The 24,375-nt window shown below is 50.0% G+C and carries 19 protein-coding genes and 1 pseudogene; 16 read left to right on the top strand and 4 right to left on the bottom strand.

Annotation, left to right across the window (positions count from 1 at the left end):
- Positions 1 to 23: 23 nt before the first annotated feature.
- Positions 24 to 560 (bottom strand): fimbrial protein, encoded by a 537-nt coding sequence (locus J4728_RS19820; RefSeq protein WP_208212294.1) that lies wholly within the window; start codon positions 558 to 560, stop codon positions 24 to 26.
- 663 nt (positions 561 to 1,223) lie between these two features.
- Between J4728_RS19820 and J4728_RS19815 the strand changes: the two genes are divergently transcribed.
- The 9 genes and pseudogenes from J4728_RS19815 (at position 1,224) to J4728_RS19775 (ending at position 7,974) form a co-directional block, all read left to right on the top strand.
- Entirely contained in the window at positions 1,224 to 1,958 is a 735-nt protein-coding gene (locus J4728_RS19815) for a transcriptional regulator (RefSeq protein ID WP_001005866.1), read from the top strand.
- Positions 1,931 to 2,231: pseudogene (locus tag J4728_RS19810) on the top strand (hypothetical protein). Before J4728_RS19815 ends, J4728_RS19810 begins: the two are co-directional and overlap by 28 nt.
- 501 nt (positions 2,232 to 2,732) lie before the next feature.
- Complete coding sequence (locus J4728_RS19805) at positions 2,733 to 4,307, top strand: EAL domain-containing protein (protein ID WP_208212292.1); 1,575 nt, start codon at positions 2,733 to 2,735, stop codon at positions 4,305 to 4,307.
- Positions 4,308 to 4,406: 99 nt separating this feature from the next.
- Positions 4,407 to 5,150, top strand: coding sequence for a transcriptional regulator (locus J4728_RS19800; RefSeq protein ID WP_079902585.1), 744 nt, complete (start codon positions 4,407 to 4,409; stop codon positions 5,148 to 5,150).
- Complete coding sequence (locus J4728_RS19795) at positions 5,123 to 5,611, top strand: hypothetical protein (RefSeq protein WP_042827150.1); 489 nt, start codon at positions 5,123 to 5,125, stop codon at positions 5,609 to 5,611. Before J4728_RS19800 ends, J4728_RS19795 begins: the two co-directional genes overlap by 28 nt.
- Before the next feature lie 401 nt (positions 5,612 to 6,012).
- Positions 6,013 to 6,537, top strand: coding sequence for an Ail/Lom family outer membrane beta-barrel protein (locus J4728_RS19790; RefSeq protein WP_000830237.1), 525 nt, complete (start codon positions 6,013 to 6,015; stop codon positions 6,535 to 6,537).
- Between the two features lie 143 nt (positions 6,538 to 6,680).
- Positions 6,681 to 7,322, top strand: a complete 642-nt coding sequence (locus tag J4728_RS19785; RefSeq protein ID WP_000610819.1) for a helix-turn-helix transcriptional regulator — start codon at positions 6,681 to 6,683, stop codon at positions 7,320 to 7,322.
- A 10-nt stretch (positions 7,323 to 7,332) separates the two neighbouring features.
- The gene (locus tag J4728_RS19780) at positions 7,333 to 7,557 is read left to right on the top strand and encodes a membrane protein (protein ID WP_000737125.1); all 225 of its coding nucleotides are present in this window, start codon (positions 7,333 to 7,335) and stop codon (positions 7,555 to 7,557) included.
- 57 nt (positions 7,558 to 7,614) lie between these two features.
- Positions 7,615 to 7,974: a DUF4156 domain-containing protein gene (locus J4728_RS19775; protein ID WP_000722978.1), complete on the top strand. Its 360-nt coding sequence runs from the start codon at positions 7,615 to 7,617 to the stop codon at positions 7,972 to 7,974.
- Between the two features lie 69 nt (positions 7,975 to 8,043).
- Here the strand turns inward: J4728_RS19775 and mdsC are convergent, their stop codons facing one another.
- The 3 genes from mdsC to mdsA are packed head-to-tail and all read right to left on the bottom strand — an operon-like array spanning position 8,044 to position 13,908.
- Positions 8,044 to 9,501, bottom strand: a complete 1,458-nt coding sequence (mdsC, locus tag J4728_RS19770) for a multidrug efflux transporter outer membrane subunit MdsC (protein ID WP_208212290.1) — start codon at positions 9,499 to 9,501, stop codon at positions 8,044 to 8,046.
- 16 nt (positions 9,502 to 9,517) lie between these two features.
- Positions 9,518 to 12,685 (bottom strand): multidrug efflux RND transporter permease subunit MdsB, encoded by a 3,168-nt coding sequence (gene mdsB, locus J4728_RS19765; RefSeq protein WP_208212289.1) that lies wholly within the window; start codon positions 12,683 to 12,685, stop codon positions 9,518 to 9,520.
- Positions 12,682 to 13,908 carry a multidrug efflux RND transporter periplasmic adaptor subunit MdsA gene (gene mdsA, locus J4728_RS19760; RefSeq protein ID WP_079942799.1) on the bottom strand — a complete coding sequence of 409 codons (1,227 nt, stop codon included), beginning with the start codon at positions 13,906 to 13,908 and terminating at the stop codon, positions 12,682 to 12,684. The genes mdsB and mdsA overlap by 4 nt, the downstream gene beginning before the upstream one ends.
- A 276-nt stretch (positions 13,909 to 14,184) precedes the next feature.
- On the opposite strand from mdsA, the gene golT reads away from it, so the two are divergent.
- The 7 genes from golT (at position 14,185) to ssaA (ending at position 24,279) form a co-directional block, all read left to right on the top strand.
- Positions 14,185 to 16,479: a gold/copper-translocating P-type ATPase GolT gene (golT, locus tag J4728_RS19755; RefSeq protein WP_208212287.1), complete on the top strand. Its 2,295-nt coding sequence runs from the start codon at positions 14,185 to 14,187 to the stop codon at positions 16,477 to 16,479.
- A gap of 11 nt (positions 16,480 to 16,490) precedes the next feature.
- The gene (gene golS / locus J4728_RS19750) at positions 16,491 to 16,955 is read left to right on the top strand and encodes an Au(I) sensor transcriptional regulator GolS (RefSeq protein WP_001020583.1); all 465 of its coding nucleotides are present in this window, start codon (positions 16,491 to 16,493) and stop codon (positions 16,953 to 16,955) included.
- Between the two features lie 77 nt (positions 16,956 to 17,032).
- Complete coding sequence (gene golB, locus J4728_RS19745) at positions 17,033 to 17,227, top strand: gold resistance metallochaperone GolB (protein WP_001159470.1); 195 nt, start codon at positions 17,033 to 17,035, stop codon at positions 17,225 to 17,227.
- Between the two features lie 291 nt (positions 17,228 to 17,518).
- Positions 17,519 to 18,772, top strand: coding sequence for an MFS transporter (locus J4728_RS19740; RefSeq protein WP_000288502.1), 1,254 nt, complete (start codon positions 17,519 to 17,521; stop codon positions 18,770 to 18,772).
- A 188-nt stretch (positions 18,773 to 18,960) separates the two neighbouring features.
- Positions 18,961 to 20,919, top strand: coding sequence for a site-specific DNA-methyltransferase (locus tag J4728_RS19735; RefSeq protein WP_023204768.1), 1,959 nt, complete (start codon positions 18,961 to 18,963; stop codon positions 20,917 to 20,919).
- A 9-nt stretch (positions 20,920 to 20,928) separates the two neighbouring features.
- The gene (locus J4728_RS19730; RefSeq protein WP_208212326.1) at positions 20,929 to 23,901 is read left to right on the top strand and encodes a type III restriction-modification system endonuclease; all 2,973 of its coding nucleotides are present in this window, start codon (positions 20,929 to 20,931) and stop codon (positions 23,899 to 23,901) included.
- A 276-nt stretch (positions 23,902 to 24,177) separates the two neighbouring features.
- Entirely contained in the window at positions 24,178 to 24,279 is a 102-nt protein-coding gene (gene ssaA / locus J4728_RS19725; protein ID WP_000934834.1) for a small effector SsaA, read from the top strand.
- The last annotated feature ends 96 nt before the right edge of the window (positions 24,280 to 24,375 follow it).

Below are 24,375 nucleotides of genomic sequence, written 5' to 3'. Positions count from 1 at the left end.
TCAACGCCAGACCGTAGCGACAATTATTTATACGAAACGGCGTATTGTAGGGTGGCAGCGACTGTCCCTGCCTCTGCTTTCCCGGTAGAGTAATACCGCGCGGTATAAGTCGCGCTCGCTTCAGAAGCATTTGGTTCCAGCTGTAGGTCGCCGTCGCCAGTAAAGCCGCCGGTCAGATTGATTGGCTCCCCTGAAGTGTCGAGTAATTGGACTTCAACATTTTTCGCGCTGCCAGTATTACCCAGGTTACCGTTACTGGTGACCTGATTACCGACAAAGACAGTGGAAATTTTTGTTGTTTTGTCCTTAGAGCCGGTACACCCGGACAGCCCAATATCAAACGTTATTGGCCCCGCGGTTTTCCCTTGTTCTGATAAATCTTTAGTACTTACTGTTGGCAATAACACGAGAGGTTTAGCCTGATTACCATTAATCACGACAGAGCACGTTTCATCAGAGACTTCCCCTTGAAAGGTGATGGTATTATCAGAAACAGCCATCGCGCTGCTGGAGACAAGAAGTGAGCCTGTGATCATTGCTAAATACTTTTTCATAGACATATGATAATGTTCCTGTATTAATCTTTACTTTTTCAGGACGAGTGCAATTCGCCCGAATGTTTCGTGCTTATGGAGGAGTGGTAAAAATAACGATCATTAACTCTATTTTTGGATGTGAGCTATACCCTCCTGACTATTGATAATGCGATATAAAACAAACAGACTTATTTCTCTTATCATGAAATAGAGCGATAAGCGCTTTCGTCCATACATCTCATTAGTACAACTGATAGTGTTATCATTTGATTGAGTGTAATCCGATAACAATTCTCTCCGCGTCTGAATAGATAGACTATGTTGCAATACAAACCTGCACATTTTTGCTATGTAAAATCCGCATCAGTTAAACCTCCCGATGGATAATACGATGGTGAGATTAAGGTAAATTTTCTGAAATGTGCTTCTGAAACAGTATAATTAGTCTTACTTTTTTCTTACTTTTGGCCTTTCAGAAGTTTCCTGAGTTTGCGTTAAGGTAAAGAAAAGTGTTCAGATTTACCTATAACTGTTTGATTTGTAATGTGCAGGTAATACTTGTGTCAATTATTGTTTACTATAAGCGAGAGTTATAAGTTAAACTCAGGTTAATTAGGGGGCTGAATTCTTTTTTGAGCATGATAATATGTCGTCTGAATGATGGATGCAGTTACCTTTAGGATTGTCATGAATGAAAGCATATTTTTACTTGATAAGCGTGTTGTATTTGATAGTACGAAGATGACCTTATCGCATGGTAATGAGATAATCAGAATATCAGAAGCTGAGACCCATCTGCTTCTTGCTTTTTGGCATGGTCTTTACAAAAAAGAAGATATTATTCATTTTGTTTGGGAAAATCGTGGAGGCTGCGTCTCAGAATCAAGTTACTATAAACTCATTAATCAAATGAGAAATGATTTTAGTAGCATCGGTCTACAGTCATCTGACATCGTAACTCGTCCTCGGGTGGGGGTGTCGCTGTCTGTTGCCATTGAACCTATAAAAAAAATCACCTCCCTAAAGGTGAGTGATGAAAACGTTAAAGGCACCCCGACTCGGGAGAACATATTTTACAAAATTAAACGTCACAGCGTATTTGTGGTATTAACAGGAGCCATTCTTCTGGCATTGCTCTATGGTGTATTTACTATATATAAAGCGCCTGTTCGTAACAGCCCTGATAGTTTTTTTACATATCTTGGCGAATATAACGATTATGCAATCTATAAAACAAAAGAGGATAAGGTCACATTAAGTGAAGTAGTTTTTGCTTTTAACTCTCTAAAAATTAAAATTTACCGGCAAAATGGACGCCATCTTTATTATATCAGGGAGCCAAATATGAATATTTTTCTGCAATGCTTAAATCCTGTTGAAATGGCGGTGCCAAAATGTATTACAGTAAAAGAACGTTACTGATTATATTTGTAATATTTATCGCCATTGCCGCAATCGGATCGATAATAGCGCTTGAGTGGGTAAATCGTGACTCTTATAGAACCAATAATCTTATATGCACGACAAAATCAGAAGCGTATATTGAACCACGAAAATTGTACATGGATGGTGGACTTGTGCTGGATCTTAAATCCGGCAGGATTACCCTACACTACGATGTTACTACCGATACGAAAGAGAAGCGGCTTTTTTTTCGTGATATCTGCATCAGCAAACTGCGCAGAACGGGTATGAAAACATTTACTTTTAAAGTCAATTCAGTTAAGACTTTTGAGTCTGATACTGCTGGCGATTTGTTTTCCTGGTTGAGGTTGTTACAACCTGGTACGATTAATGAGTTAAAGATGGTCAATATTGGGAAAAATACCTACATGTTTTCGCTTAATCGGCATTTGTATAATGTGTGTACCACCAGTAGTAACGTTGAGTTGTAGCCAATAATCCCTGTATTGATGGGAATTCGTTCCGTGATGGTTATGCCTCATCAGGCAGCGAACCTGGTATCAGGCTAACATATTGAATTTAGATATCTGCTATCGCTTATTTTAACGATAGTATCCTGCACCTGTTGGGTATTGATATTTTCTTGTCTATTTTCGGCACAGGGAGTGCCATCTTGCTATCATTAAGAACGTATAACCTATCTCTTAATATTGCTTTTCTATATTAATGTTACTTTAGTTATCCTATAAAAGCGTACAGTGGCAAAAGGAAGGCCGGTAAGAGGGCAATGATTTGAAAGTAAGAAAGCTATTTCTGATGTTGTTTATTGCCGTTCCACTGATCGTAATGATATTGGTGGGGTTACTCGCGGGTATCTTCCAGCTAAAACGAGATATCGCCGTCAGCGCCAATACGCTGCTGCGGTTTAGCGCGGATATATCTGCCGCCTCCTGGCAAGTCGCCGGAAAAGCCGCCAGACTGGCTGAGAGTTCCTGCACTGACACGCTGAAAGAACTGTCCAGAACGCGGGCCTTCACTCCTTATGTCCGTGACATTGGGTTTCTGGAAAATGGCGATATCACTTGCTCCTTTGTCACAGGAACCGAACGCTATCATTTTTCCCGGCTGGCAGGGCTTTCTTTACCTGCTTCTTATCCGGAACGGTGGTTGCGATCTATCGGTAGTATGGCCGAAGGACCCGATCGCCTTGTTGTGGTTTATGTGAAAAAAGTAGCAGCGAATAAAGCGGCTTTCGTCATTGTGGATTCGCAGTATGTTCAGGAGCTCATAGAGATATTGGCAGCAGAGAGAGCATCAGCCTTTAGCCTGACATTCGGCGCAGGGGAGGCGATTACCAGCGCTGCGACGTTGCGCGGTAAGGCGTTTTTAACGCAGCGGTTCACCTCAACCGATCACACTATCCAGCTGATGGTGCGAACCCCCTTCTCAACGTTATCGGCATACTGGTTACAAAACCTTTTTATTTTTGTTCCGCTGTCATTGTGTCTTTCTGTAGGGATGATGTTGTTTTACAGGCGCTGGTATTTAAAACGCTTATCTCTGGCCCGGGAGATTGCCAGGGGGATAACGCACAATGAGTTTACGGTACATTATCAACCTGTTTTTAACGTTAAACACGGTAGTTGCGGCGGCGTAGAGGCGCTAATGCGCTGGCCGCAACCGGATGGTCGTTTTATAACCCCGGATATTTTTATTACCGCCGCAGAAAATGAAGGCATGATTATTCCACTCTCTCGTCATCTGTTCGAACTGATTGCTCATGACGTAATAAACTGGACTGTACCGGATGATTTCTATATCAGCGTAAATATATCGCCTGCGCATCTTATGGATGACGGTTTTATACAAGATATAGAGGCGCTCAGGACTCGTTTGGGAACGATAACGCTTATGTTGGAGCTCACCGAGCGTAGCCTGATTGTAGAACCTTCACAGGTCGCGGAAAAACTTTCAACGCTCCGTGAAAAAGGCGTGTTAATAGCGATTGATGATTTTGGGACCGGCTATTGCTCACTCTCCTATCTCCAACAATTACCTGTAGACTCTCTTAAAATAGACAGAACGTTTATCGATACCATTGATACCAGCAGCGATGATGTTCCTGTCCTGGATACTATCATTACGCTGAGTCAGCGACTGGGACTCAATGTGGTTGCCGAAGGGGTCAGTACCCAGCACCAATTGCGTTACATCTTAAGCCACGGGGTAGGATTCGTTCAGGGATTTCTTTATGCCAGGCCGATGGGGACTAATGACTTTATGAGTTGGCTTGGCAAGTCAGCCCAGCGGCAAAATGGTTTGCTCAAGGGGGAAAGCGGATCCGCGAGCGATCTGGTGGCTGAATAATGCAGGAACTCGCTACGGAAAAAAATTCAATAGCACGATATATCCTGGTAATATGTTTATGCCGTGAAGAAACGTGATAGCACTGGGGCGGATATTTTTATGAGTCAGAACAATTATCTGATTGACAAAAGGGTTATTCTTGATTGTGAACGAATGACGCTTTCCTGCGCCGGAGAGTCGATAACGATATCTGAATCGGAACGCAGTTTGCTTATCGCTTTTTATGAAGGCCTTTTTAAAAAAGATGATTTAATTAACTATGTCTGGGGGCGCAAAGGTGTCGTGGTCTCTGATGCCAGTTATTATAAACTGATTAACCAGCTACGAGGATCATTTGATAAAATTGGTCTTAAGGGGGCGTCTGTTGTGACTCGCCCTCGCGTGGGTGTTTTACTCTCAGTTTCCATTGAACCGTTGAGTGATGAGGCGCAAAATACGCCGTTGCCTGCTGTTGCTGAAACAGAATTATCGAAGGTTGAAGTGCGGCGCGATGACACTATTATCCCCCCAATACCGGGCGCTGTGAATAAAAAAGATTGGCTCTACTTTTGCCTGGCCGCGCTTCTGATGTTTTTTATGATGTATAAAGTTAAGGGTGAAAATATTGATTACTTTACCCTCCAGGGTTCGTATGATGGATACACTTTTTATAGTGTCGGGCATGATAAAACCCATCTGACGGATATCGTTGAAGCGTACTCTGAGATGAGTAATGAAATACATAAACAAAACGGAAAAATCATTTATTACATTCGCGTTCCTAATACAAATATTTTTGTCCAGTGTCTTAACCAACTTGATATAGCGGAGCCGAAATGCATTTCCATAAAAGAACGTTATTAAGCGTGGCGACGTTTGGTATGTTGGCTGTTTCAGTCGTACTGATGGTAGTTTGGGTACGAAACAGTAACCATAGTTCTATTAATACTAATGAATTTTTATGTACGACAAGAACGGTAACGACGATACAGCCTAAAGATATCCATGCCGATGGCAGTCTTGTTCTTGATTTTAAGATGAAGAGAATTACGCTTCAATATGAAATAAAAACAAAAGATAACGGTGTAAAAATATTATACCGGGACGTATATATGAAAAATTTACATCGAACAGCGCCTGGTGTTTATACGTTCGAAGTATCCCAGGTAAAAGTCTTTGCCACGGACACGGCTGGCGATCTGTTATCATATTTACGGGTTCTGCATCCGGAAGCGGCTAATGAGATTCGAATATCTAAAGTGGGTGAGAAAACCTTTTTTTATTCTCTTAATCGGCAGCTTTATAACGTTTGTACCGCGCAGTAGATCTGAATGTTGTCTGAATGCGTCAGAAAGCGAGTTGCGAAATTGCCCTCCGCAAGGGTAAAGGTTAACTCGAACACCAGTTAAAGAGCGTTAAAAACAATGAGTTATGAATTTTTTACTCTTCATGGAGGTAACTGATACTCGCTGATAACCTCTCGCAGTCCGCCTGACGGATGCGATGCCAGGATCGGGTCTGAAGCAACCATGAATCCGCCATTAATAAAAAAGTAAGAACTCTGTAAGACTGATTTCATATCCATTATCGAATATATCAGGTTATATTACCTCCGCAGTTGGCATGACTGGTAATAAGCGCATTAGGTGCTCTTAATCTAAATGCTATTTGTGTGCCATAAGTTCCGGTACCGCCTTAATTATATATCAAAAATGGAGTGGTTTTAATGAAAAGACGGTCTTCGTTCCTTGTTTTTTTAGGTTTATTATTAGCGTCACCTTTAGCTTTGGCTAACGATCAGCACACCGTATCGTTTGGTTATGCACAAACTCATCTCAGTTCATTGAAAAATAGCGATAGCAAAGATCTGCGAGGCTTTAATTTTAAATATCGTTACGAGTTCAATGAGACCTGGGGGATGTTAGGCTCATTCACTGCGACGCGCAATGAAATGGAGAACTACACCTGGAAAGAGGGGAAATTGCATAAAAATGGTTCCGATTCTGTAGACTATGGTTCTTTGATGTTTGGACCAACATATCGTTTTAATGACTATGTGAGCCTGTACGGCAATGCGGGTATAGCGACGATGAAATTTAATAAACACTCAAAAGAAGACTCCTTTGCCTACGGCGCTGGCGTAATATTTAATCCAGTTAAGAGTATATCTATCGATGCATCATGGGAAGCCAGTCGTTTCTTCGCTGTGGATACCAATACATTTGGTGTCAGCGTAGGTTATCGCTTCTGACATTAAAATTATAAGCGTTACGTTTATGGCAAGGAATTAAAAATAATATGGCGCTGCTACAGAATAGGGATGGTTATGAGCGCTCAGGTAATCTTAAGAGGAAGATAAAACACTCACCGTAGCGTTATTCTATTGATGAAATTATGATAAATTCACTATCGGAACAACTTCCGTTAAAAACGATAGGTATAGTTTTAACGGATGATTATTATACTTATTTAGGCATCGCTTCACTCTTTGAGGATGGGAAGTGCTTTATGTTCCCACTCAATGGAGAATATAATTCGTGTCAGATATCAGCTAGCGAAGATATCATAATTATTATTGATGGACGAGTTTTGATTCAGGGGGTCTGGAAAGGTTTTAAGGCGCTCATGCAGCATTATCCACATGCTCGTCGAATCTGGCTCACGCGCAGAGATATTGGAAAACTTTATCCACATGGCTGCGATAGAGATCCTGATATCGATCCCGATTTGGCAAAGCCTGTTTTTATTGAGCATTTCATTAAATACGCTTGTGCAAACGATGTAGCGGTCGGTGAAATTGCGCCGTTGACAAAAAAGGAGGAGGAGTTGTTATGGCACTTTTTATATAAAAAGTCGATGAGTCAGATCGCCAGTAGCTATGGCATTAGTCGTAAGACTTTGTACATTCATAGATTGCGTATCTGTCGTAAATATGGCTTCAAGCGCTTTTTCCATTTGCTATTTATTTACCAAAGAAGTCGCCATATCTTCGCATCTAAAATTTGCCGTGTAGACAAAAACGCCGATCAGGCTTGAAGTAAACAAGATGAAAAAGTTAACGATGAGAGAGTGTGAAAGCATCAATCCTACTTTGCTGCTTGCCATTAAGATACTTATCTCGGCGCTTGACGAAAAAACAAAAATAAGGCTCAGAGAGCATATTGAAAAAACTGAACAAGAAATAACCTCAAGCATACATGATAGCATCATGACAGAGACTTTTCTTCAGCAAATGAAAGACATTCGTTACATCTTAAATATAGTTCCTTGACGGCGTTCAGAAGCAAGAACGCGTTATTATTTAATGATTAATAGACCAGGTATTAGTATGAAAAAGATCTTAGTATGTTTCGTCGGCTTGGCTTTAACCGCATGTAGCGCTAATTCGTTGAATTATGGCGCTGAACAGGTACGGGTGATGACCAGCGAGCCAGGTAAGGAATGCAGCTACTTAGGAGATATCACGGGCAGCCAGGGGAATTTCTTTACCGGTGGCTGGACTTCCAACAGTAACCTGGAAACGGGTGCCCGTAACGATCTGAAAAACAAAGCTTATAAAATGGGCGGCAATACGGTAGTCCTGTTAACCCAGCGTGCAGGCCAGACAGGAAGTTCATGGCACGGTTCGGGCTCAAGCAAACAAACGAATGTCACGTTAAGCGGGAACGTTTATCGTTGCCCTCGTTAACCTTATTTTGCAGGCAATATATGCCTGTTTAGCGCGCGCGCCGCACTGGCGACGCGGGCGCTATTTGGGCTAACCTTGCTTTTTCTCGCTGTATTCCCGCCAACCGCCGCCTAATGCTTTATACAGATTAATGATATTCAGCTGTTGCATGAGCCGTGTGCGTACCAGGCGCTGTTGCGCGCCATAAAGCATACGATGGGTATCAAGCAGCGTAAGGTAGTCATCGACGCCTTCCTGAAAACGGAGTCCGGCCAGCTCATAGGCGATTTGACTGGCTTCAACCGCGCGTTGTTCTGATTGCACCTGGTCATTCAGCGTACGCTGTCCCGCCAGACCATCCGCCACGTCGCGAAAGGCTTGCTGAATAACGTTTTCATACCTGGCGATTTCAATCTGTTTTTGGACATGCGCCCTATCCAGGTCAGCGCGTAATGCGCCGCCGTGAAAGAGAGGCAAGGTGATTTGCGGTAGAAAACGCCAGCTTCCCGATCCCGGTTCAAAGAGTCCGCTAAGAGACGCGCTGGCCGTTCCCGCCGTGCCTGTCAGGCTGATGGTCGGGAAGAAGGCGGCGCGCGCTGCGCCTATTCGGGCGTTTGCGCCGCGCAGCCTGTACTCGGCGGCGCGAATATCCGGGCGGCGTACCAGCAGATCTGACGGTAATCCGCCTGGCAGTGTGGTCGGGATCGCGCCTTCCGTAAGCGTGACCGCCTCGTTTAGTCGACGCGACAGTTCAGGCGTGAGCGGCTGGCCCAACAGCAATTCCAGCGCGTTACGATCCCGCGCCAACTGTCGCGTATACGCCGCGCGATTGATTTCCGCAGAACGCAGCGCGATCTCCGCCATACGCAGATCGAGCTGTGTGGCGTTGCCTGTCCGGGCAAGCTGGGTTGTCAATGTGTATGAACTTTTTTGCGCGGCCAGCGTATCTTCGGTTAAGCGCAGCAGCTCCCGGTCAGCCCGTAGCGTCAGCCAGGCGCTGGCGACTTCGGAAACCAGGCTCATTCGCGCCGCAATGTACGTCTCATCAAGCGCCATATAGGCGGCTAATGCCTGGTCGCTAAGGCTTCGCACTCGCCCCCAGAGATCCAGTTCCCAGGCCGTCGTCGCCCCAGCCATCTCGTAGCGTCGGTTAATCTCAGACTCGTCTGTGACGCTGAGATCGGCGGGAGTGCGACCGGCGTCCATGGCGGTGGCGATGCCGAGCGTCGGCAGCATCTCCGCGCGCTGAATACGGTATAACGCCCGGGCGGCTTCAACATTGAGCCCTGCCTTGCGTAAATCCCGATTATTGCGTAACGCGATCGCGATCAGTTCCTGTAGAAGCGGATCGTGGAAGAAATCACGCCAGCCAATGTCAGCGGCATCCGGCGCGCCAGAAACGGTTGACGTTGCGTAGGGATAGACCATCGCAGTCGGCGATGCGGGGCGTTCGTGCTTCGGCGCCATCGTACAGCCAGCAAGCGTGGTGACGAAAGCAAGCGTCGCCAGCGTGGCGGTCTGCCGATAGCCTGTAAAAGTGATCTTCATTATGCCATTCCCATCATTATGCTTGCTGATCATGCGAATCAACGCGGTTCTCACGCTTTAATGCCATCCTGCGAACCACCACGTAAAATACAGGCGTCAATAACAGGCCGAAGAGCGTGACGCCCAACATTCCGGCAAACACGGCGATGCCCATCGCATGTCGCATTTCCGCGCCGGCACCCGTCGCGAGTACCAGCGGTACTACGCCTGCGATAAAGGCGAATGAGGTCATCAGGATAGGACGTAGACGCAGGCGTGACGCTTCCAGCACGGCGGGCAGCGGGTCTGCGCCGTCGTGTTCTTTGGCGCGGGCAAACTCGACAATCAAAATGGCGTTCTTGGCCGCCAGGCCGACCAGCACCACGAAACCAATCTGCGTAAAGATATTGTTATCTCCGCCAGATACCCACACGCCGACAATGGCTGAGAGCAATGACATAGGCGCAATAAGCAGGACGGCGAAGGGCAGCGACCAACTGTTGTACTGCGCCGCCAGGATCAGGAAGGCCAGCAGCACCGCCAGCGCAAAGATAGCAAGCGCGGAGTTGCCGGCCTGTTTTTCCTGATAAACCAGATCGGTCCATTCGAAGACCATCCCTTCCGGCAACGTTTCACGCACGATCTTTTCAATCGCGTCCGTCGCCTGTCCGGAGGAGAAGCCCGGAGCCGGTCCACCGCTAATATCTACCGAGGGGAAGCCGTTGTAATGGATGATTCTGTCCGGCCCCGACTGGCGCATAATCGTGACGAAAGCGCTAAGCGGGATCATCTCGCCCTTCGCATTGCGGACTTTAAGCAGGCCGATATCCTCTTGTTGCATACGGAATGGCGCATCGGCCTGCGCCATCACCCGCCAGGTACGGCCAAATCGGTTGAAATCGTTGACGTAAAGCGAGCCGAGGTTAATTTGCAACGTTTCAAAGATGTCGGTGAGCGATACCCCCATTGATTTCGCCTTTACCCGGTCGATATCCACCTGTAATTGCGGGGCGTTTGTCTGGAAACTGGCCAGCATATTGGCCAGTTCGGGCGTCTGCATCGCCTTAGACATAATCTCGCTTTGCACCTTTGTCATCGCTTCAAATCCCAGTTCCGCACGATCTTCAATCTGCAATTTAAAGCCGCCCGTCGCGCCAAGCCCTGGAACCGGCGGCGGCGGGAAGATGCCAATAAACCCGTCGGGAATGTGGCTAAATTTGTGCATTAGCTTTCCGGCGATAGCGTTAGCGGAAAGCGAAGGATCTTCACGCTCGTCAAAGGGTTTCAGCATGGCGAACATCAGCGCCGAATTTGGCACATTTACCGGGCCGTTAACCGACAGGCCGGGGAAGACGACGACGCTTTCAACGCCGGGTTCCGCCAGCGCGATAGCGGACATCTGTTTCACGATCGCCTCTGTGCGATCCAACGATGCGCCGCTTGGGAGCTGGGCGATGCCGACGAGATAGTATTTATCCTGCGCAGGCACAAACCCGTTCGGCACCTGATGGAAGCCAAGCCAGGTCAGCCCCACAAAGCCAGCATAGAGCACCATCACAATGACGCTGCCGCGCACGGCCCGACGGACGGCGCTAACATAGCGGTTCGACGCGCTGTCGAAGAAACGGTTAAAGCGATGGAAAAAACCGCCAGTGACCGTGCCCATCAACCGCGTTAGCCAGTCAGCCTTCGCAGTATCGTGGTGCGGTCTTAGCAAAATGGCGGCCAGCGCAGGGGAGAGCGTCAGCGAGTTAATGGCCGAAAGGATGGTCGAAATAGCGATGGTCAACGCGAACTGGCGATAAAACTCACCCTGCAGGCCCGCCAGGAATGCGGAAGGGATAAAGACCGCCGTCAGCACCGAGGTAATAGAAAGAATGGGACCAGTGACTTCATCCATGGCCTTCTTTGCCGCCTCTCCGGGACTTTTGCCCTGCGAGATATGCCGTTCCACGTTTTCGACCACAACGATGGCGTCATCGACAACGATACCTATCGACAAGACCAAACCAAACAGCGAAAGCGTATTCAGCGAAAAGCCAAACAGGTGCATCAAGGCAAAGGTGCCGACCAGCGAAACGGGAACCGCCACCAGAGGAATAATGGACGCCCGCCAGGTTTGCAGGAACAGCACCACGACAAGGACGACCAGCACGAGGGCTTCCAGCAACGTAATCGCCACCGATTGTAGCGATGCGCGCACGAAGACCGTAGGATCATAGGCAATCCGGTATTCGATATCCTGCGGGAAGTTTTGCTGCAACTCATCCATTTTGCCGCGAATCGCGTTAGAAACGTCAATCGCATTGGCGCCCGGACTTTGAATAATCTGTAACGCTGGCGCCGCTTCGCCATTCAGTAAACTGCGCAGCGTATAGGCATCTGCGCCCAGCGTGACGCGGGCGACATCACGCAGACGCGTCACCTCGCCGTCAGCGCCGATTTTTACCACAATCTCGCCGAACTGTTCTTCGCTGGTCAGGCGGCCCAGCGTGTTTACCGTCATCTGAAAAGCGGCGGAGGCCTCCGGCTGTTGCCCGACGGAACCGGCGGCGACCTGTACGTTTTGTTCCCGCAACGCCGTAACGATATCACTGGCGGTAAGACCGCGGTTGGCGATTTTCGCCGGGTCCAGCCAGACGCGCATGGCGTACTCGCCCGCGCCCCAGACGAGAACATCGCCGACGCCGGGTAAACGGGCCAGTTCGTCGCGAACCTGCCGGATGGCGAAGTTAGACAGGTAAAGCGAGTCATAGCGTTTTTGCGGCGAGACAAGATGAACCACCATCAACATATCGGGGGACGTTTTCTCCGTTACAACGCCAATTCGCTGGACTTCTTCGGGCAGGCGAGGCAGCGCGCGGGATACCCGGTTTTGCACCTGAATTTGCGCCATATCAGGATCGGTTCCCTGTTCGAAGGCGATAGAGATAACCATGCGGCCATCAATGGCCATCTGGGTATTCATATACAACATGCCGTCAACGCCGTTGATCACCTGTTCCAGCGGCGCGGCTACAGTATCGGCAATCACTTGCGGGTTAGCGCCGGGGTAGCTGGCGCTAACCTGTACCGTGGGCGGCGTAACGGCCGGATATTCACTCAGCGGCAGTTTTAAAAAGGCGATAGCGCCAGCCAGCAGCATTAACAGCGACAGGACGATGGCGAAGATGGGGCGTGCAATGAAAAAGTGGGTGAATTTCATTGGCGCACCGCCTTCGACGCACTGTCGCCGTCCGCTTTAGTCAATGTCGCGGTCTGTTTGTCGGTCACATTCTGTCGCATCGGCACCAGACGCGGCGCAACGGTCATGCCAGGACGCACCAGCCCCTTGAGGATGATTTTTTCTCCCGGCTGTACTCCCTGTGTAACGACGCGGAGTCCATCGACCATTTGTCCCAGCTCAACCGGACGATACTCCACCTGATTCTCCTTGCCGACGATCAGCACATAGTTTTTGCCCTGATCGGCGCTCACCGCCAGATCGTCAATCAGCACGGTTTCCCGCGGCTCGCCGATGGGCAAACTGATTCGGGCAAACAGGCCGGGAGAAAGCATTCCGTTGGGGTCAGGAATCACGGCGCGCGCCCGGATAGTGCCGGTGCTGCGGTTCATCTGATTGCCCATAAAGTCGAGTACGCCCTGATAAGGCAGCCCGTTATCGGTGGTTAACCCCATGTTGACTACCGGTGGATTTTTGTCGGAGCGGGTATGCCGTAACGCCTTCAGCCAGGTGGCTTCGTCAATATCGAAATACACATACATGGGATTGTGAGACACGATAGTCGTCAAAAGCGTGGCGTTACCCGCTACGCCGCCGCTGACCAGATTGCCCCGGGTCACCAGTACGCGGTCAACGCGTCCGGCAATGGGCGCGGTAATACGGGTCCAGGAGAGTTCAAGGCGCGCTGCGGCGACGGCGGCTTTGGCCGATTGCATCTGCGCCTGTCGCGCATTACGCGTGGCGGTGACATCGTCAGCGTTTTTACGTGATACGGCGCCGCTGGCGACCAGTCGTTGAATGCGATCGAAATCCGCCTGCGCCTGGCGGGCCAGTACTTCAGCCTGACGTAATTGCGCGACGGCGGTATCGAGGGCGACCTCGAACGGGCGCGGATCGATCTGGAACAGCAGTTGTCCGCGGCTTACCAGACGTCCTTCCGGAACGCTGACGGCGTCAAGGGTTCCTCCCACGCGCGAACGCAGCTCCACGGTCTCCGGCGCGGCCAGAAAACCGGTGAATTCCGCCGTAGGCGCGAGTGTGCGGCTAAGGGCTTTAGCAACCGGTACCGACGGTGGAGGCGGCGCGCTGGCCGGGGGGCCGACGGCGTTGTCTTTATCCCATAGTGCTTCGCCGGCCATGTAAATCACGCCCCCGATGGCGGCGATGACGCCGGCTATCAACATAATTTTGAATGTTCTACGCATGTCGTTTCCCTCTTTACCGCAGCGTGTCGGCCATTCCGCAACGCTGCCGCAGAATTTTTGGCAAAGGCTAGGCGTTACAACGAAGGAAAGGTCAAGCGTTCCTGGCGGGTTTTTACGGGACGTAGGTCGGCATCGTGGCGTAAATGTCTCGCATCATCCTCTTTTATGAGCCATCTCACATTCTCGCCGAACCGTGCAGCCTGAATACGCTTGACCTTCCCACAATGGCAAGCTTTAGGCTTTCTGATACCGAATAGTCAGGATGGGGAAGTCGTCATGAGTCAGTCAGAAAATCGTCACGACACGATAAGCTTGCTTATTGAAGGTATGACCTGCGCGTCGTGCGTCGCTCGCGTTGAAAAAGGTATTAAGGCTGTGCCTGGCGTAACGGACGCTACGGTGAATCTGGCGACGGAGCGCGCCACCGTCCGCGGGACGGCGTCGGCGTCGGCGGAGGCGGTGATCGCGGCGATTGAAAAAACGGGGTATGAGGCGCGACCGATAGAGACGGCGGGGCAGGGCGAAGACGACTCTGAAGAGAAAAAAGAGGCCGAGCGCGTCAGGCTGAAGCGCGATCTGATTCTCGCCAGCGTGCTGGCGCTCCCCGTTTTTGTGCTTGAAATGGGCTCGCACCTTATTCCTGGTATGCACGAGTGGGTGATAAAAACGATTGGCCTGCAACAAAGCTGGTACTGGCAATTTGCACTGACCCTGTTGGTGCTGACGATCCCCGGTCGCCGTTTTTACCTTAAAGGGTTCCCGGCGCTGGCGCGTCTGGCGCCGGACATGAACTCGCTGGTCGCCGTGGGAACCGCAGCGGCATTCGGCTACTCGCTGGTGGCGACCTTTACGCCCGACCTGTTGCCTGAAGGGACGGTAAACGTCTATTACGAGGCCGCCGCAGTGATTGTCGCGCTTATTCTGCTGGGGCGCTTTCTGGAGGCAAGGGCGAAGGGGCGGACTTCCGAAGCGATTAAACGTCTGGTGGGGCTACAGGCGCGGGTCGCGCATGTGTTACGCGAGGGCCGCATCGTGGATATCCCTGTCGACGAGGTTGTGCTGGGCGACTGTGTGGAGGTTCGGCCAGGCGAGCGGATCCCGGTTGACGGCGAAGTGACCGAAGGCCGCAGCTTCGTTGACGAGTCGATGATTACCGGCGAACCGATACCGGTTGAGAAATCCGCAGGAAGCGCGGTGGTGGGCGGTACCGTAAACCAAAAAGGCGCGCTCACGCTGCGGGCGACCGCCGTCGGCGGACAGACCATGCTGGCGCAAATCATTCGTCTGGTGGAACAGGCGCAGGGTTCAAAACTGCCGATTCAGGCCGTCGTGGATAAAGTGACGCTGTGGTTTGTCCCAATGGTAATGCTTATTGCTGCGCTGACCTTTGTGGTATGGCTGGCGTTTGGGCCGTCGCCAGCGCTGACTTTCGCTCTGATCAATGGCGTTGCGGTTCTGATTATCGCCTGTCCTTGCGCGATGGGCCTGGCGACGCCGACCTCCATTATGGTGGGAACCGGTCGTGGGGCGGAAATGGGCGTGCTGTTCCGTAAGGGGGAGGCGTTACAGCTACTCAAAGACGCTAAGGTGGTGGCCGTAGACAAAACCGGGACGCTTACCGAAGGCCGCCCGGTACTGACCGATCTCGACGTGACCAACGGCTTTGAACGCCGTGAGGTGCTGGCGAAAGTCGCGGCGGTAGAATCGCGTTCAGAGCATCCGATTGCCCGTGCGATTGTCGTGTCGGCAGAAGAGGAAGGGATCGCGCTACCAGGCATGAGCGGCTTCGAATCGGTGACCGGGATGGGCGTATACGCCACCGTTGACGGTACGCGTGTTGACGTGGGGGCCGATCGCTATATGCGCAAAATTGGCGTGGATATTAGCGGCTTCGCCACCACCGCCGAACGGTTAGGACAGGAAGGGAAATCGCCGCTCTATGCGGCTATTGACGGTCAACTGGCAGCGATTATCGCCGTGGCCGATCCGATCAAACCCAGTACACCCGCCGCAATTAACGCTTTACATCAGCTCGGCATTAAGGTCGCCATGATCACTGGCGATAATGCCCGCACGGCACAGGCTATCGCCAGACAGTTAGGGATTGATGACGTGGTCGCCGAGGTATTGCCAGAAGGGAAAGTCGAGGCGATACGGCGCCTGAAAGCGGCGTATGGGCAGGTGGCGTTTGTCGGCGATGGCATCAACGATGCGCCAGCGCTGGCGGAGTCCGACGTGGGGCTGGCGATTGGCACCGGCACCGATGTGGCGGTGGAATCCGCCGACGTTGTACTAATGTCCGGCAACTTGCAAGGCGTGCCGAATGCTATCGCGCTGTCTAAAGCGACCATCCGCAATATCCACCAGAATCTGTTCTGGGCCTTTGCTTACAATACGGCGCTGATTCCTGTCGCGGCAGGCGCGCTATTTCCGGTCTGGGGCATATTATTGTCCCCGGTATTCGCCGCAGGGGCGATGGCGATGTCGAGCGTGTTCGTGCTGGGCAACGCTTTGCGGCTGCGCCGTTTCCGGGCGCCGATGGCAACCCCATCCGACACATCCACGACATGAGGAGGAGCGTCATGAACATCGGTAAAGCAGCTAAAGCATCGAAAGTCTCGGCCAAAATGATTCGCTACTATGAACAGATTGGTCTGATTCCCGCGGCAAGTCGGACGGATTCCGGCTATCGGGCCTATACCCAGGCTGATGTTAATCAATTGCATTTTATACGCCGCGCGCGCGATCTCGGCTTTTCAGTTGCTGAAATCAGCGACTTACTGAATCTTTGGAATAACCAGTCGCGGCAAAGCGCTGACGTCAAACGCTTGGCGCAGACGCACATTGATGAACTGGACAGACGTATCCAGAACATGCAGCACATGGCGCAAACCCTCAAAGCGCTGATTCACTGCTGCGCCGGCGACGCGCTGCCAGATTGCCCCATTCTGCATACGCTTGGACAACCTGACGATAGCGAGCCGGAGGCGCGTACCGGAGCGGTATTGCGCCGTCCTCGTCGCCACGGACTGGCAAAGCGTCTGTAAGTCCTGAGATTACGCTTGACCTTCCAACACTGGCAAGGCCCAGACTGGCAACAGTTCCCACACAAAAGGAGTTCACTATGCAGTTCCATATTGATGACATGACCTGCGGCGGCTGCGCCAGTACGGTAAAAAAGACGATTCTGACTCTCGATGCTAATGCGACGGTGAGAACTGACCCGGCGACGCGTCTGGTTGACGTTGAAACGTCGCTATCCGCGGAGCAGATTGCCGCCGCCCTGCAAAAGGCCGGTTTCCCGCCGCGCGAGAGGTAATCGTCAATGGCGATCGGTCTGGCGACAGGCCGGTCGCGATACGCTAGCCACGCTTCGCTTTCCTTTGCATGAGATAATCCCCATAAAAAGTGTGACAAATCATGTGTCAGTAAGCTTTGTTAATAATATGTAATGATTTGTCTATTTTTGCTAACATTTTACCTGCTATATACAAAAAGATAACAAATAAGTAGCGCAACGCTACCTTGTTACGTCGCTTTGACGACGGGAGCGCTTCAGCGTTTCGCCGCTTCAAAGCTTGATGTTATTTTTTGATGCAGGACACTACCTATGTACACCCCCCTGAACTGGACGACGACACAACGACATGTGGCGTTTGCCAGCTTTACCAGTTGGATGCTGGATGCGTTTGATTTCTTTATCCTTGTCTTTGTACTTAGCGATCTCGCCGAATGGTTTCACGCTTCCGTATCGGACGTTTCCATTGCGATTATGCTGACCCTGGCGGTACGTCCCATTGGCGCGCTGCTATTTGGTCGAATGGCGGAAAAGTACGGACGTCGACCGATACTGATGCTCAATATTCTGTTCTTTACGGTGTTTGAACTGCTTTCCGCCTGGTCGCCCACCTTCATGGCATTTCTGATTTTTCGGGTCATGTACGGCGTGGCGATGGGCGGGATATGGGGCGTTGCGTCATCACTGGCGATGGAAACCATTCCCGATCGTTCGCGTGGCCTGATGTCGGGCATTTTTCAGGCGGGCTATCCCTGCGGCTATCTGTTCGCCTCGGTTATTTTTGGCCTCTTCTACAGTATGGTAGGCTGGCGCGGCATGTTCCTGATTGGCGCCCTGCCTGTTGTCTTGCTGCCTTATATCTGGTTTAAAGTGCCGGAATCCCCCGTCTGGCTGGCGGCCAGAGCGCGTAAAGAGAATACCGCGCTGCTTCCTGTTCTGCGCAAGCAGTGGAAGTTGTGTCTGTATCTGGTGCTGGTTATGGCGTTCTTTAACTTTTTCAGCCACGGCACGCAGGATCTCTATCCTACCTTCCTGAAGATGCAGCATGGTTTTGATCCGCATCTGATCAGTATCATTGCGATTTTTTATAACATTGCCGCCATGCTCGGCGGTATTTTCTACGGTACGCTATCGGAACGTATTGGGCGTAAAAAAGCGATCATGATCGCCGCCTTTCTTGCGCTTCCGGTACTCCCGCTATGGGCATTTTCCAGCGGATCATTCACGATTGGCCTGGGCGCGTTTCTGATGCAGTTTATGGTGCAGGGCGCCTGGGGTGTCGTACCGACCTGGCTGAACGAGCTGGTTCCGGCGAATGCGCGCGCCGTGCTGCCAGGGTTTGTTTACCAACTCGGTAATTTACTGGCGTCGGTTAATGCGACGTTACAGGCCCGCATCGCGGAAACGCATGGCGGAAATTACGGGTTGGCAATGGCGATCGTGGCTGGCGCGGTGGCTATTTTAATCTGTGTATTTGTGGCATTTGGTCGCGAGACCCGGGGAGTCGTCATCTCCGGTACAGATAGCGATGCCCTCCCGGAGTCGGCCATCGGTCATCGCACGTAAACACTACGCTCCTGGCGCATACTGTCGCCGGGAGCACGCCTTCCTCCCGTCGTTTTCACGCCCTTTCAACGAACAACAAAGGTTAATGATGGCATCTGCCGTTCGTGACCATTACAATCATCGCTTACTTTTTTCTTTATAAGAAATTGATTGCTGCACCTTAAAATTATCAACGGAGCGAAGATATCATGTTGAAAGATAACCAAAAACACAACGAGTCTGTTGCCCCGAATAGCGCCTTTCTGTCTGAGTTACAACGTGCATTACCGGAATTTTTTACCGCCGATCGCTATAACGAGCAGGGCGAACTGATCGCGAAAGGCGGATTTGATCTCGCCAAATTTGAGCGCGCGCTGAAAGCGCGTAATATTGATGAGCTGACTAGCGGTTATCAGATTGATTTTATTGGCAAAGATTACGCAAAAAAACAGGCGGGTGAAAAATCCGTTACCGTTATCGTTCCTGACGTGGAACACAATACTCTGGCAGAAAACAAAAACAGCCATAATCTTTTTCTGACCGGGGATAATCTGGATGTTTTACGCCATCTGCAAAATAATTACGCCGATACCGTCGATATGATCTATATCGATCCCCCTTATAACACCGGATCGGACGGGTTTGTCTATCCCGATCATTTTGAATATAGCGATCGGGCGTTGCAGGATATGTTTGGTCTTAATGATACTGAACTGGCACGTTTAAAATCCATTCAGGGTAAATCGACGCACTCCGCGTGGTTATCTTTTATGTATCCGCGTCTTTTCCTGGCCAGGAAACTCCTGAAAGATACCGGATTTATTTTTATCTCTATCGACGATAATGAGTACGCCAATCTTAAATTAATGATGGATGAGATTTTTGGCGAAGGCGGATTTGTCACCAATGTGATGTGGAAGCGCAAAAAAGAGATTTCTAACGACTCTGATAACGTTTCCATCCAGGGGGAATACATTCTTGTTTATGCCAAAACCGGTCAGGGCGCTTTACGTTTAGAACCGCTTTCTAAAGAGTATATTCAGAAATCCTATAAAGAACCGACCGAACAGTTTCCAGAAGGGAAATGGCGACCGGTGCCGTTAACGGTGTCAAAAGGGCTGAGCGGCGGCGGCTATACCTATAAAATTACCACGCCGAATGGTACGGTACACGAAAGACTATGGGCTTATCCTGAAGCCAGTTACCAAAAACTGGTGGCCGATAATCTGGTCTATTTTGGCAAAGATAACGGCGGTATTCCCCAGCGAGTCATGTACGCGCATCACAGTAAAGGGCAGCCAACGACCAATTACTGGGATAACGTAGCGTCGAATAAAGAGGGGAAAAAGGAGATTCTGGATCTCTTCGGCGACAACGTTTTTGATACGCCGAAACCGACCGCATTATTGAAGAAAATCATCAAGCTCGCTATCGATAAAGACGGCGTCGTTCTGGACTTTTTTGCCGGTTCCGGCACCACGGCCCATGCGGTAATGGCGCTGAATGAAGAAGATGGGGGGCAGCGCACGTTTATTCTGTGTACTATCGATCAGGCATTAAGCAATAACACTATCGCGAAAAAAGCAGGTTATAACACTATTGATGAAATCAGCCGCGAGCGAATTACACGCGTTGCGGCGAAGATCCGCGCCAACAATCCCGCGACCAATAGCGATCTCGGTTTTAAACATTATCGTTTTGCCACTCCGACACAGCAGACGCTGGACGATCTGGATAGCTTCGATATTGCTACCGGCCATTTTATCAATACCAGCGGTCAACTGGCCGCTTTCACCGAGTCAGGATTTACCGACATGATCAATCCTTTTTCCGCCAGAGGATTGGGCGTGCCGGGCGGCGCAAGCGGCGAAGAGACCTTATTAACGACATGGCTGGTCGCCGATGGTTATAAAATGGATATTGACGTACAGACCATTGATTTTTCCGGCTATTGCGCCAGGTATGTTGATAATACGCGCCTGTATCTGATTGATGAACGATGGGGAACAGAGCAGACCCGCGATCTTCTCAACCACATTGGTACGCACCAGCTTCCGGTTCAGACCATTGTCATTTACGGCTACTCTTTCGACCTTGAATCCATTCGTGAACTGGAAATCGGCTTAAAACAGCTTGATCAAAAAGTGAACCTGGTGAAGCGTTATTAAGAGGGGATGATGATGAATATTTTACTGGAAGAACTTCCCCATCAGGAACAGGCGTTAGCGGCGATTCTGGCGAGTTTCACCGGTATCGATCACGCGCAAGCCGATCATAATCACTATGCTAATCCGCTGATTAAGGAACGTTACGACGATAAGGCCAATATTGACGTTAAAATGGAGACCGGGACGGGTAAAACCTATGTCTATACCCGGTTGATGTATGAACTGCATCAGAACTACGGCCTCTTCAAATTTGTGCTGGTGGTGCCGACGCCAGCCATTAAAGAAGGCGCGCGGAACTTTATCACCAGCGATTACGCCAGACAGCATTTTTCACAGTTCTACGAAAATACGCGGATGGAACTTTGCACCATTAACGCCGGTGATTTTAAAGTAAAGTCGGGGCGTAAAAATTTTCCGGCCCAGCTATTAAGTTTTACTGATGCCAGCCGTCGTGATAGCCATACGATTCAGGTTTTGCTGATCAATGCGCAAATGCTCAATTCCGCCAGTATGACGCGAGACGATTACGATCAAACGCTCCTGGGTGGGCTGACGTCGCCTGTTAAAGGGCTGCAAATGACGCGACCGGTGGTCATTATTGATGAACCGCATCGTTTTGCGCGAGATAACAAATTTTATCGAGCGATTCAGGCCATTCAGCCGCAAATGATCGTCCGCTTTGGCGCTACCTTCCCGGATATTGTCGAAGGTAAGGGTAAAAATAAATGTGTACGTAAAGATTACTATCGCCGGCAACCGCAGTTTGATCTCAACGCGGTGGACAGTTTTAACGATGGTTTGGTGAAAGGTATTGATATTTATTACCCGAATCTCCCCGAAGAACAGGCCAACAATCGTTATATCGTTGACAGCGTCACGGCAAAGAAATTAATCCTCCGACGGGGGAGCAAAATTGCCGAGGTTGGCGTGGGCGAAAATCTCGCCGATGTCGATGCAGGATTTGAAGGCAGTATCGAATATGCCGGCAGTAAAATGTTGTCGAACGATCTGGAGCTGGAGGCAGGGATGGCGCTGGTGCCAGGAACCTTTGGCGCGAGCTACCAGGAACTGATTATTCAGGACGCCATTGATAAGCATTTTGATACCGAGCAGGCAAATTTCTTACGCAGCAATGAGCCAGAAAATAATGCCCCGCGTATTAAGACCTTAAGCCTTTTCTTTATTGACAGTATTAAAAGCTATCGTGATGACGAAGGCTGGTTGAAAGTCACTTTTGAGCGTTTGCTGAAAAAGAAACTGACGCAACTGATTGACGATTATCAGCGCAAGACCCTGCCGCGAGAAGTGGAGTATCTGTCGTTTCTGCAGGCCACGCTCGCCAGCCTGCACTCGGATAACCAAAACGTCCACGCTGGTTACTTTGGCGAAGACCGCGGAAGCGGCGATGAGGCGATCCAGGCTGAGGTAGATGATATTCTGAAAAATAAAGAGAAGTTGCTCAGTTTTTCAGACCATCACGGCAACTGGGAAACGCGCCGCTTTCTGTTTTCAAAATGGACGCTTCGCGAAGGCTGGGATAACCCGAATGTTTTTGTCATTGCTAAATTACGTTCTTCCGGTAGCGAGTCGAGCAAAATTCAGGAAGTGGGGCGCGGCCTGCGGCTACCGGTAGATGAAAACGGCCATCGCGTTCATCAGGAAGAGTGGCCGTCCCGACTGTCGTTTCTGATTGGTTATGATGAAAAAGCGTTTGCCAGTATGCTGGTTGATGAGATTAATCGCGACAGCAAAGTTCAGCTTAACGAGCAGAAGCTGGATGAGGCGATGATCACACTCATCGTCACCGAGCGACAAAAAGTCGATCCTGCGTTTACGGAGCTTCGTTTGCTGGAAGATCTGGATGATAAAAAACTGATCAACCGGAGTAATGAGTTTAAACCCAGCGTCACGCTTAACGGGGAAACCAAAAGTGGCTTTGCGTGGCTACTGGAGTTCTACCCTGAGCTGACGCAGGCGCGGGTGCGAGCGGATCGCATTCGTGACAATAAGCCCGCCTCCCGACTGCGAGTCAGGTTACGCAAAGAGAATTGGGAACAACTTAGCAGTATCTGGGAGCAGTTTTCCCGCCGTTATATGCTGCAATTCGAGCGTAGCGGCGCTTCTCTGGAACAGATTGCCGCCGAGGTGCTGCGCGATCCGTCGCTGTATATACGCCAGAAGCCAAGCCAGGTGCAACAACGGCTGGTATCGAATGAAGATAATGGCCGTTTTGAAGTGGCGCAGCGGGAAGGCGAATTAGCCGCCAGCGAATTTATGGCGGGCATGAAATATGGCCATTTTCTTAAGCAACTGGCGTTACGCACCAGTCTGCCGGTTAACGTCCTGCACCCGGTGTTAATGGCGATGCTGCGTGATGTTTTGCACGGAGATTCACGCTATTTAAGCGAGATCTCGTTGGACAATATGACCCGCGCATTACAGACGCGGATTAATGCGCATTTTGCGCAGCGCCACGATTATCTGCCTCTCGATTTTCAGGCTTCAACGTCGGTATTTGATTCCACGGCACGGCAGTTCAGAGAGGAGATTAGCGCTGAAATTGTGGGGAAAAATGTGGATGAGAATGCGATAGACGATCCTCGTTCTCTCTATCAAATACCGCCGTTGCGTTATGACAGCGTCGATCCAGAATTGCCGCTATTAAAATACGATTATCCGCAACAGGTTTCTGTGTTTGGCAAACTGCCTAAGCGGGCCATTCAGATCCCCAAATATACGGGGGGCTCTACTACGCCGGATTTTGTGTACCGTATTGAGTGTCAGGACGCCGACAGCGTTTATTTACTGGTTGAAACTAAAGCAGAAAATATGCGCGTAGGCGATCAGGTTATTCTTGATGCGCAACGTAAATTCTTCGATATGCTGCGTCGGCAAAATATCAATGTCGAGTTTGCGGAAGCGACCAGCGCGCCGGCGGTATTTTCTACGATCAATGGCTTGATTGAGGGGAAGGCAAACTAACGGGTTTGAATGGACCTTAACGGTTATCTTTTTGATAGACCATATAAAATGGCCGCCGCGCAGCGAGCGTTGCGGTCATTCTCCCTGTGCTAATCCCCCGTCCCGTAAACCGCGTTGACTTGAAGGTTATCGTTTTACGTCTATTCTTAACTTTCAGCTAAGCGTATTTTGCTGAAATTGCAAATAGTCTTGAGGACGCTGTTTTTTTGTTTTGCCGTTATTTTTATAACGGCCAGGTAGATATTGCCAAGTGAATGTAACTAAGGGAGACATGTTATGCTAAATAGATACTACCGTTTCGCTGTCGAAAAAGACGACCCCTCCGAAGCGCCAGAGTCGGGCGATAAGCCTGACAGCCAGCCGCAAAAAAAATCGTAATTTATCTGGATATTCCCCGACGTTTATACGTTTGGGGAAAATAACCGTTTCGTTTCAACCTGGTTGCGAACAGTGAATATTTTACACGAAGTGACT

The sequence above is a fragment of the Salmonella sp. 32070601201500089SM genome, from assembly GCF_017573605.1.
GTDB lineage: Bacteria > Pseudomonadota > Gammaproteobacteria > Enterobacterales > Enterobacteriaceae > Salmonella > Salmonella enterica.
This window is presented reverse-complemented; position numbering and strand designations above follow the sequence as displayed.

Excerpts from the sequence above, each read along its gene's own strand:
- J4728_RS19820 (WP_208212294.1), bottom strand. The coding sequence starts at position 560 with ATGTCTATGAAAAAGTATTTAGCAATGATCACAGGCTCACTTCTTGTC.
- J4728_RS19815 (WP_001005866.1), top strand. The coding sequence starts at position 1,224 with ATGAATGAAAGCATATTTTTACTTGATAAGCGTGTTGTATTTGATAGT.
- J4728_RS19800 (WP_079902585.1), top strand. The coding sequence starts at position 4,407 with ATGAGTCAGAACAATTATCTGATTGACAAAAGGGTTATTCTTGATTGT.
- J4728_RS19795 (WP_042827150.1), top strand. The coding sequence starts at position 5,123 with ATGCATTTCCATAAAAGAACGTTATTAAGCGTGGCGACGTTTGGTATG.
- J4728_RS19790 (WP_000830237.1), top strand. The coding sequence starts at position 6,013 with ATGAAAAGACGGTCTTCGTTCCTTGTTTTTTTAGGTTTATTATTAGCG.
- J4728_RS19785 (WP_000610819.1), top strand. The coding sequence starts at position 6,681 with ATGATAAATTCACTATCGGAACAACTTCCGTTAAAAACGATAGGTATA.
- J4728_RS19780 (WP_000737125.1), top strand. The coding sequence starts at position 7,333 with ATGAAAAAGTTAACGATGAGAGAGTGTGAAAGCATCAATCCTACTTTG.
- J4728_RS19775 (WP_000722978.1), top strand. The coding sequence starts at position 7,615 with ATGAAAAAGATCTTAGTATGTTTCGTCGGCTTGGCTTTAACCGCATGT.
- mdsC (WP_208212290.1), bottom strand. The coding sequence starts at position 9,501 with ATGAAGATCACTTTTACAGGCTATCGGCAGACCGCCACGCTGGCGACG.
- mdsB (WP_208212289.1), bottom strand. The coding sequence starts at position 12,685 with ATGAAATTCACCCACTTTTTCATTGCACGCCCCATCTTCGCCATCGTC.
- mdsA (WP_079942799.1), bottom strand. The coding sequence starts at position 13,908 with ATGCGTAGAACATTCAAAATTATGTTGATAGCCGGCGTCATCGCCGCC.
- golT (WP_208212287.1), top strand. The coding sequence starts at position 14,185 with ATGAGTCAGTCAGAAAATCGTCACGACACGATAAGCTTGCTTATTGAA.
- golS (WP_001020583.1), top strand. The coding sequence starts at position 16,491 with ATGAACATCGGTAAAGCAGCTAAAGCATCGAAAGTCTCGGCCAAAATG.
- golB (WP_001159470.1), top strand. The coding sequence starts at position 17,033 with ATGCAGTTCCATATTGATGACATGACCTGCGGCGGCTGCGCCAGTACG.
- J4728_RS19740 (WP_000288502.1), top strand. The coding sequence starts at position 17,519 with ATGTACACCCCCCTGAACTGGACGACGACACAACGACATGTGGCGTTT.
- J4728_RS19735 (WP_023204768.1), top strand. The coding sequence starts at position 18,961 with ATGTTGAAAGATAACCAAAAACACAACGAGTCTGTTGCCCCGAATAGC.
- J4728_RS19730 (WP_208212326.1), top strand. The coding sequence starts at position 20,929 with ATGATGAATATTTTACTGGAAGAACTTCCCCATCAGGAACAGGCGTTA.
- ssaA (WP_000934834.1), top strand. The coding sequence starts at position 24,178 with ATGCTAAATAGATACTACCGTTTCGCTGTCGAAAAAGACGACCCCTCC.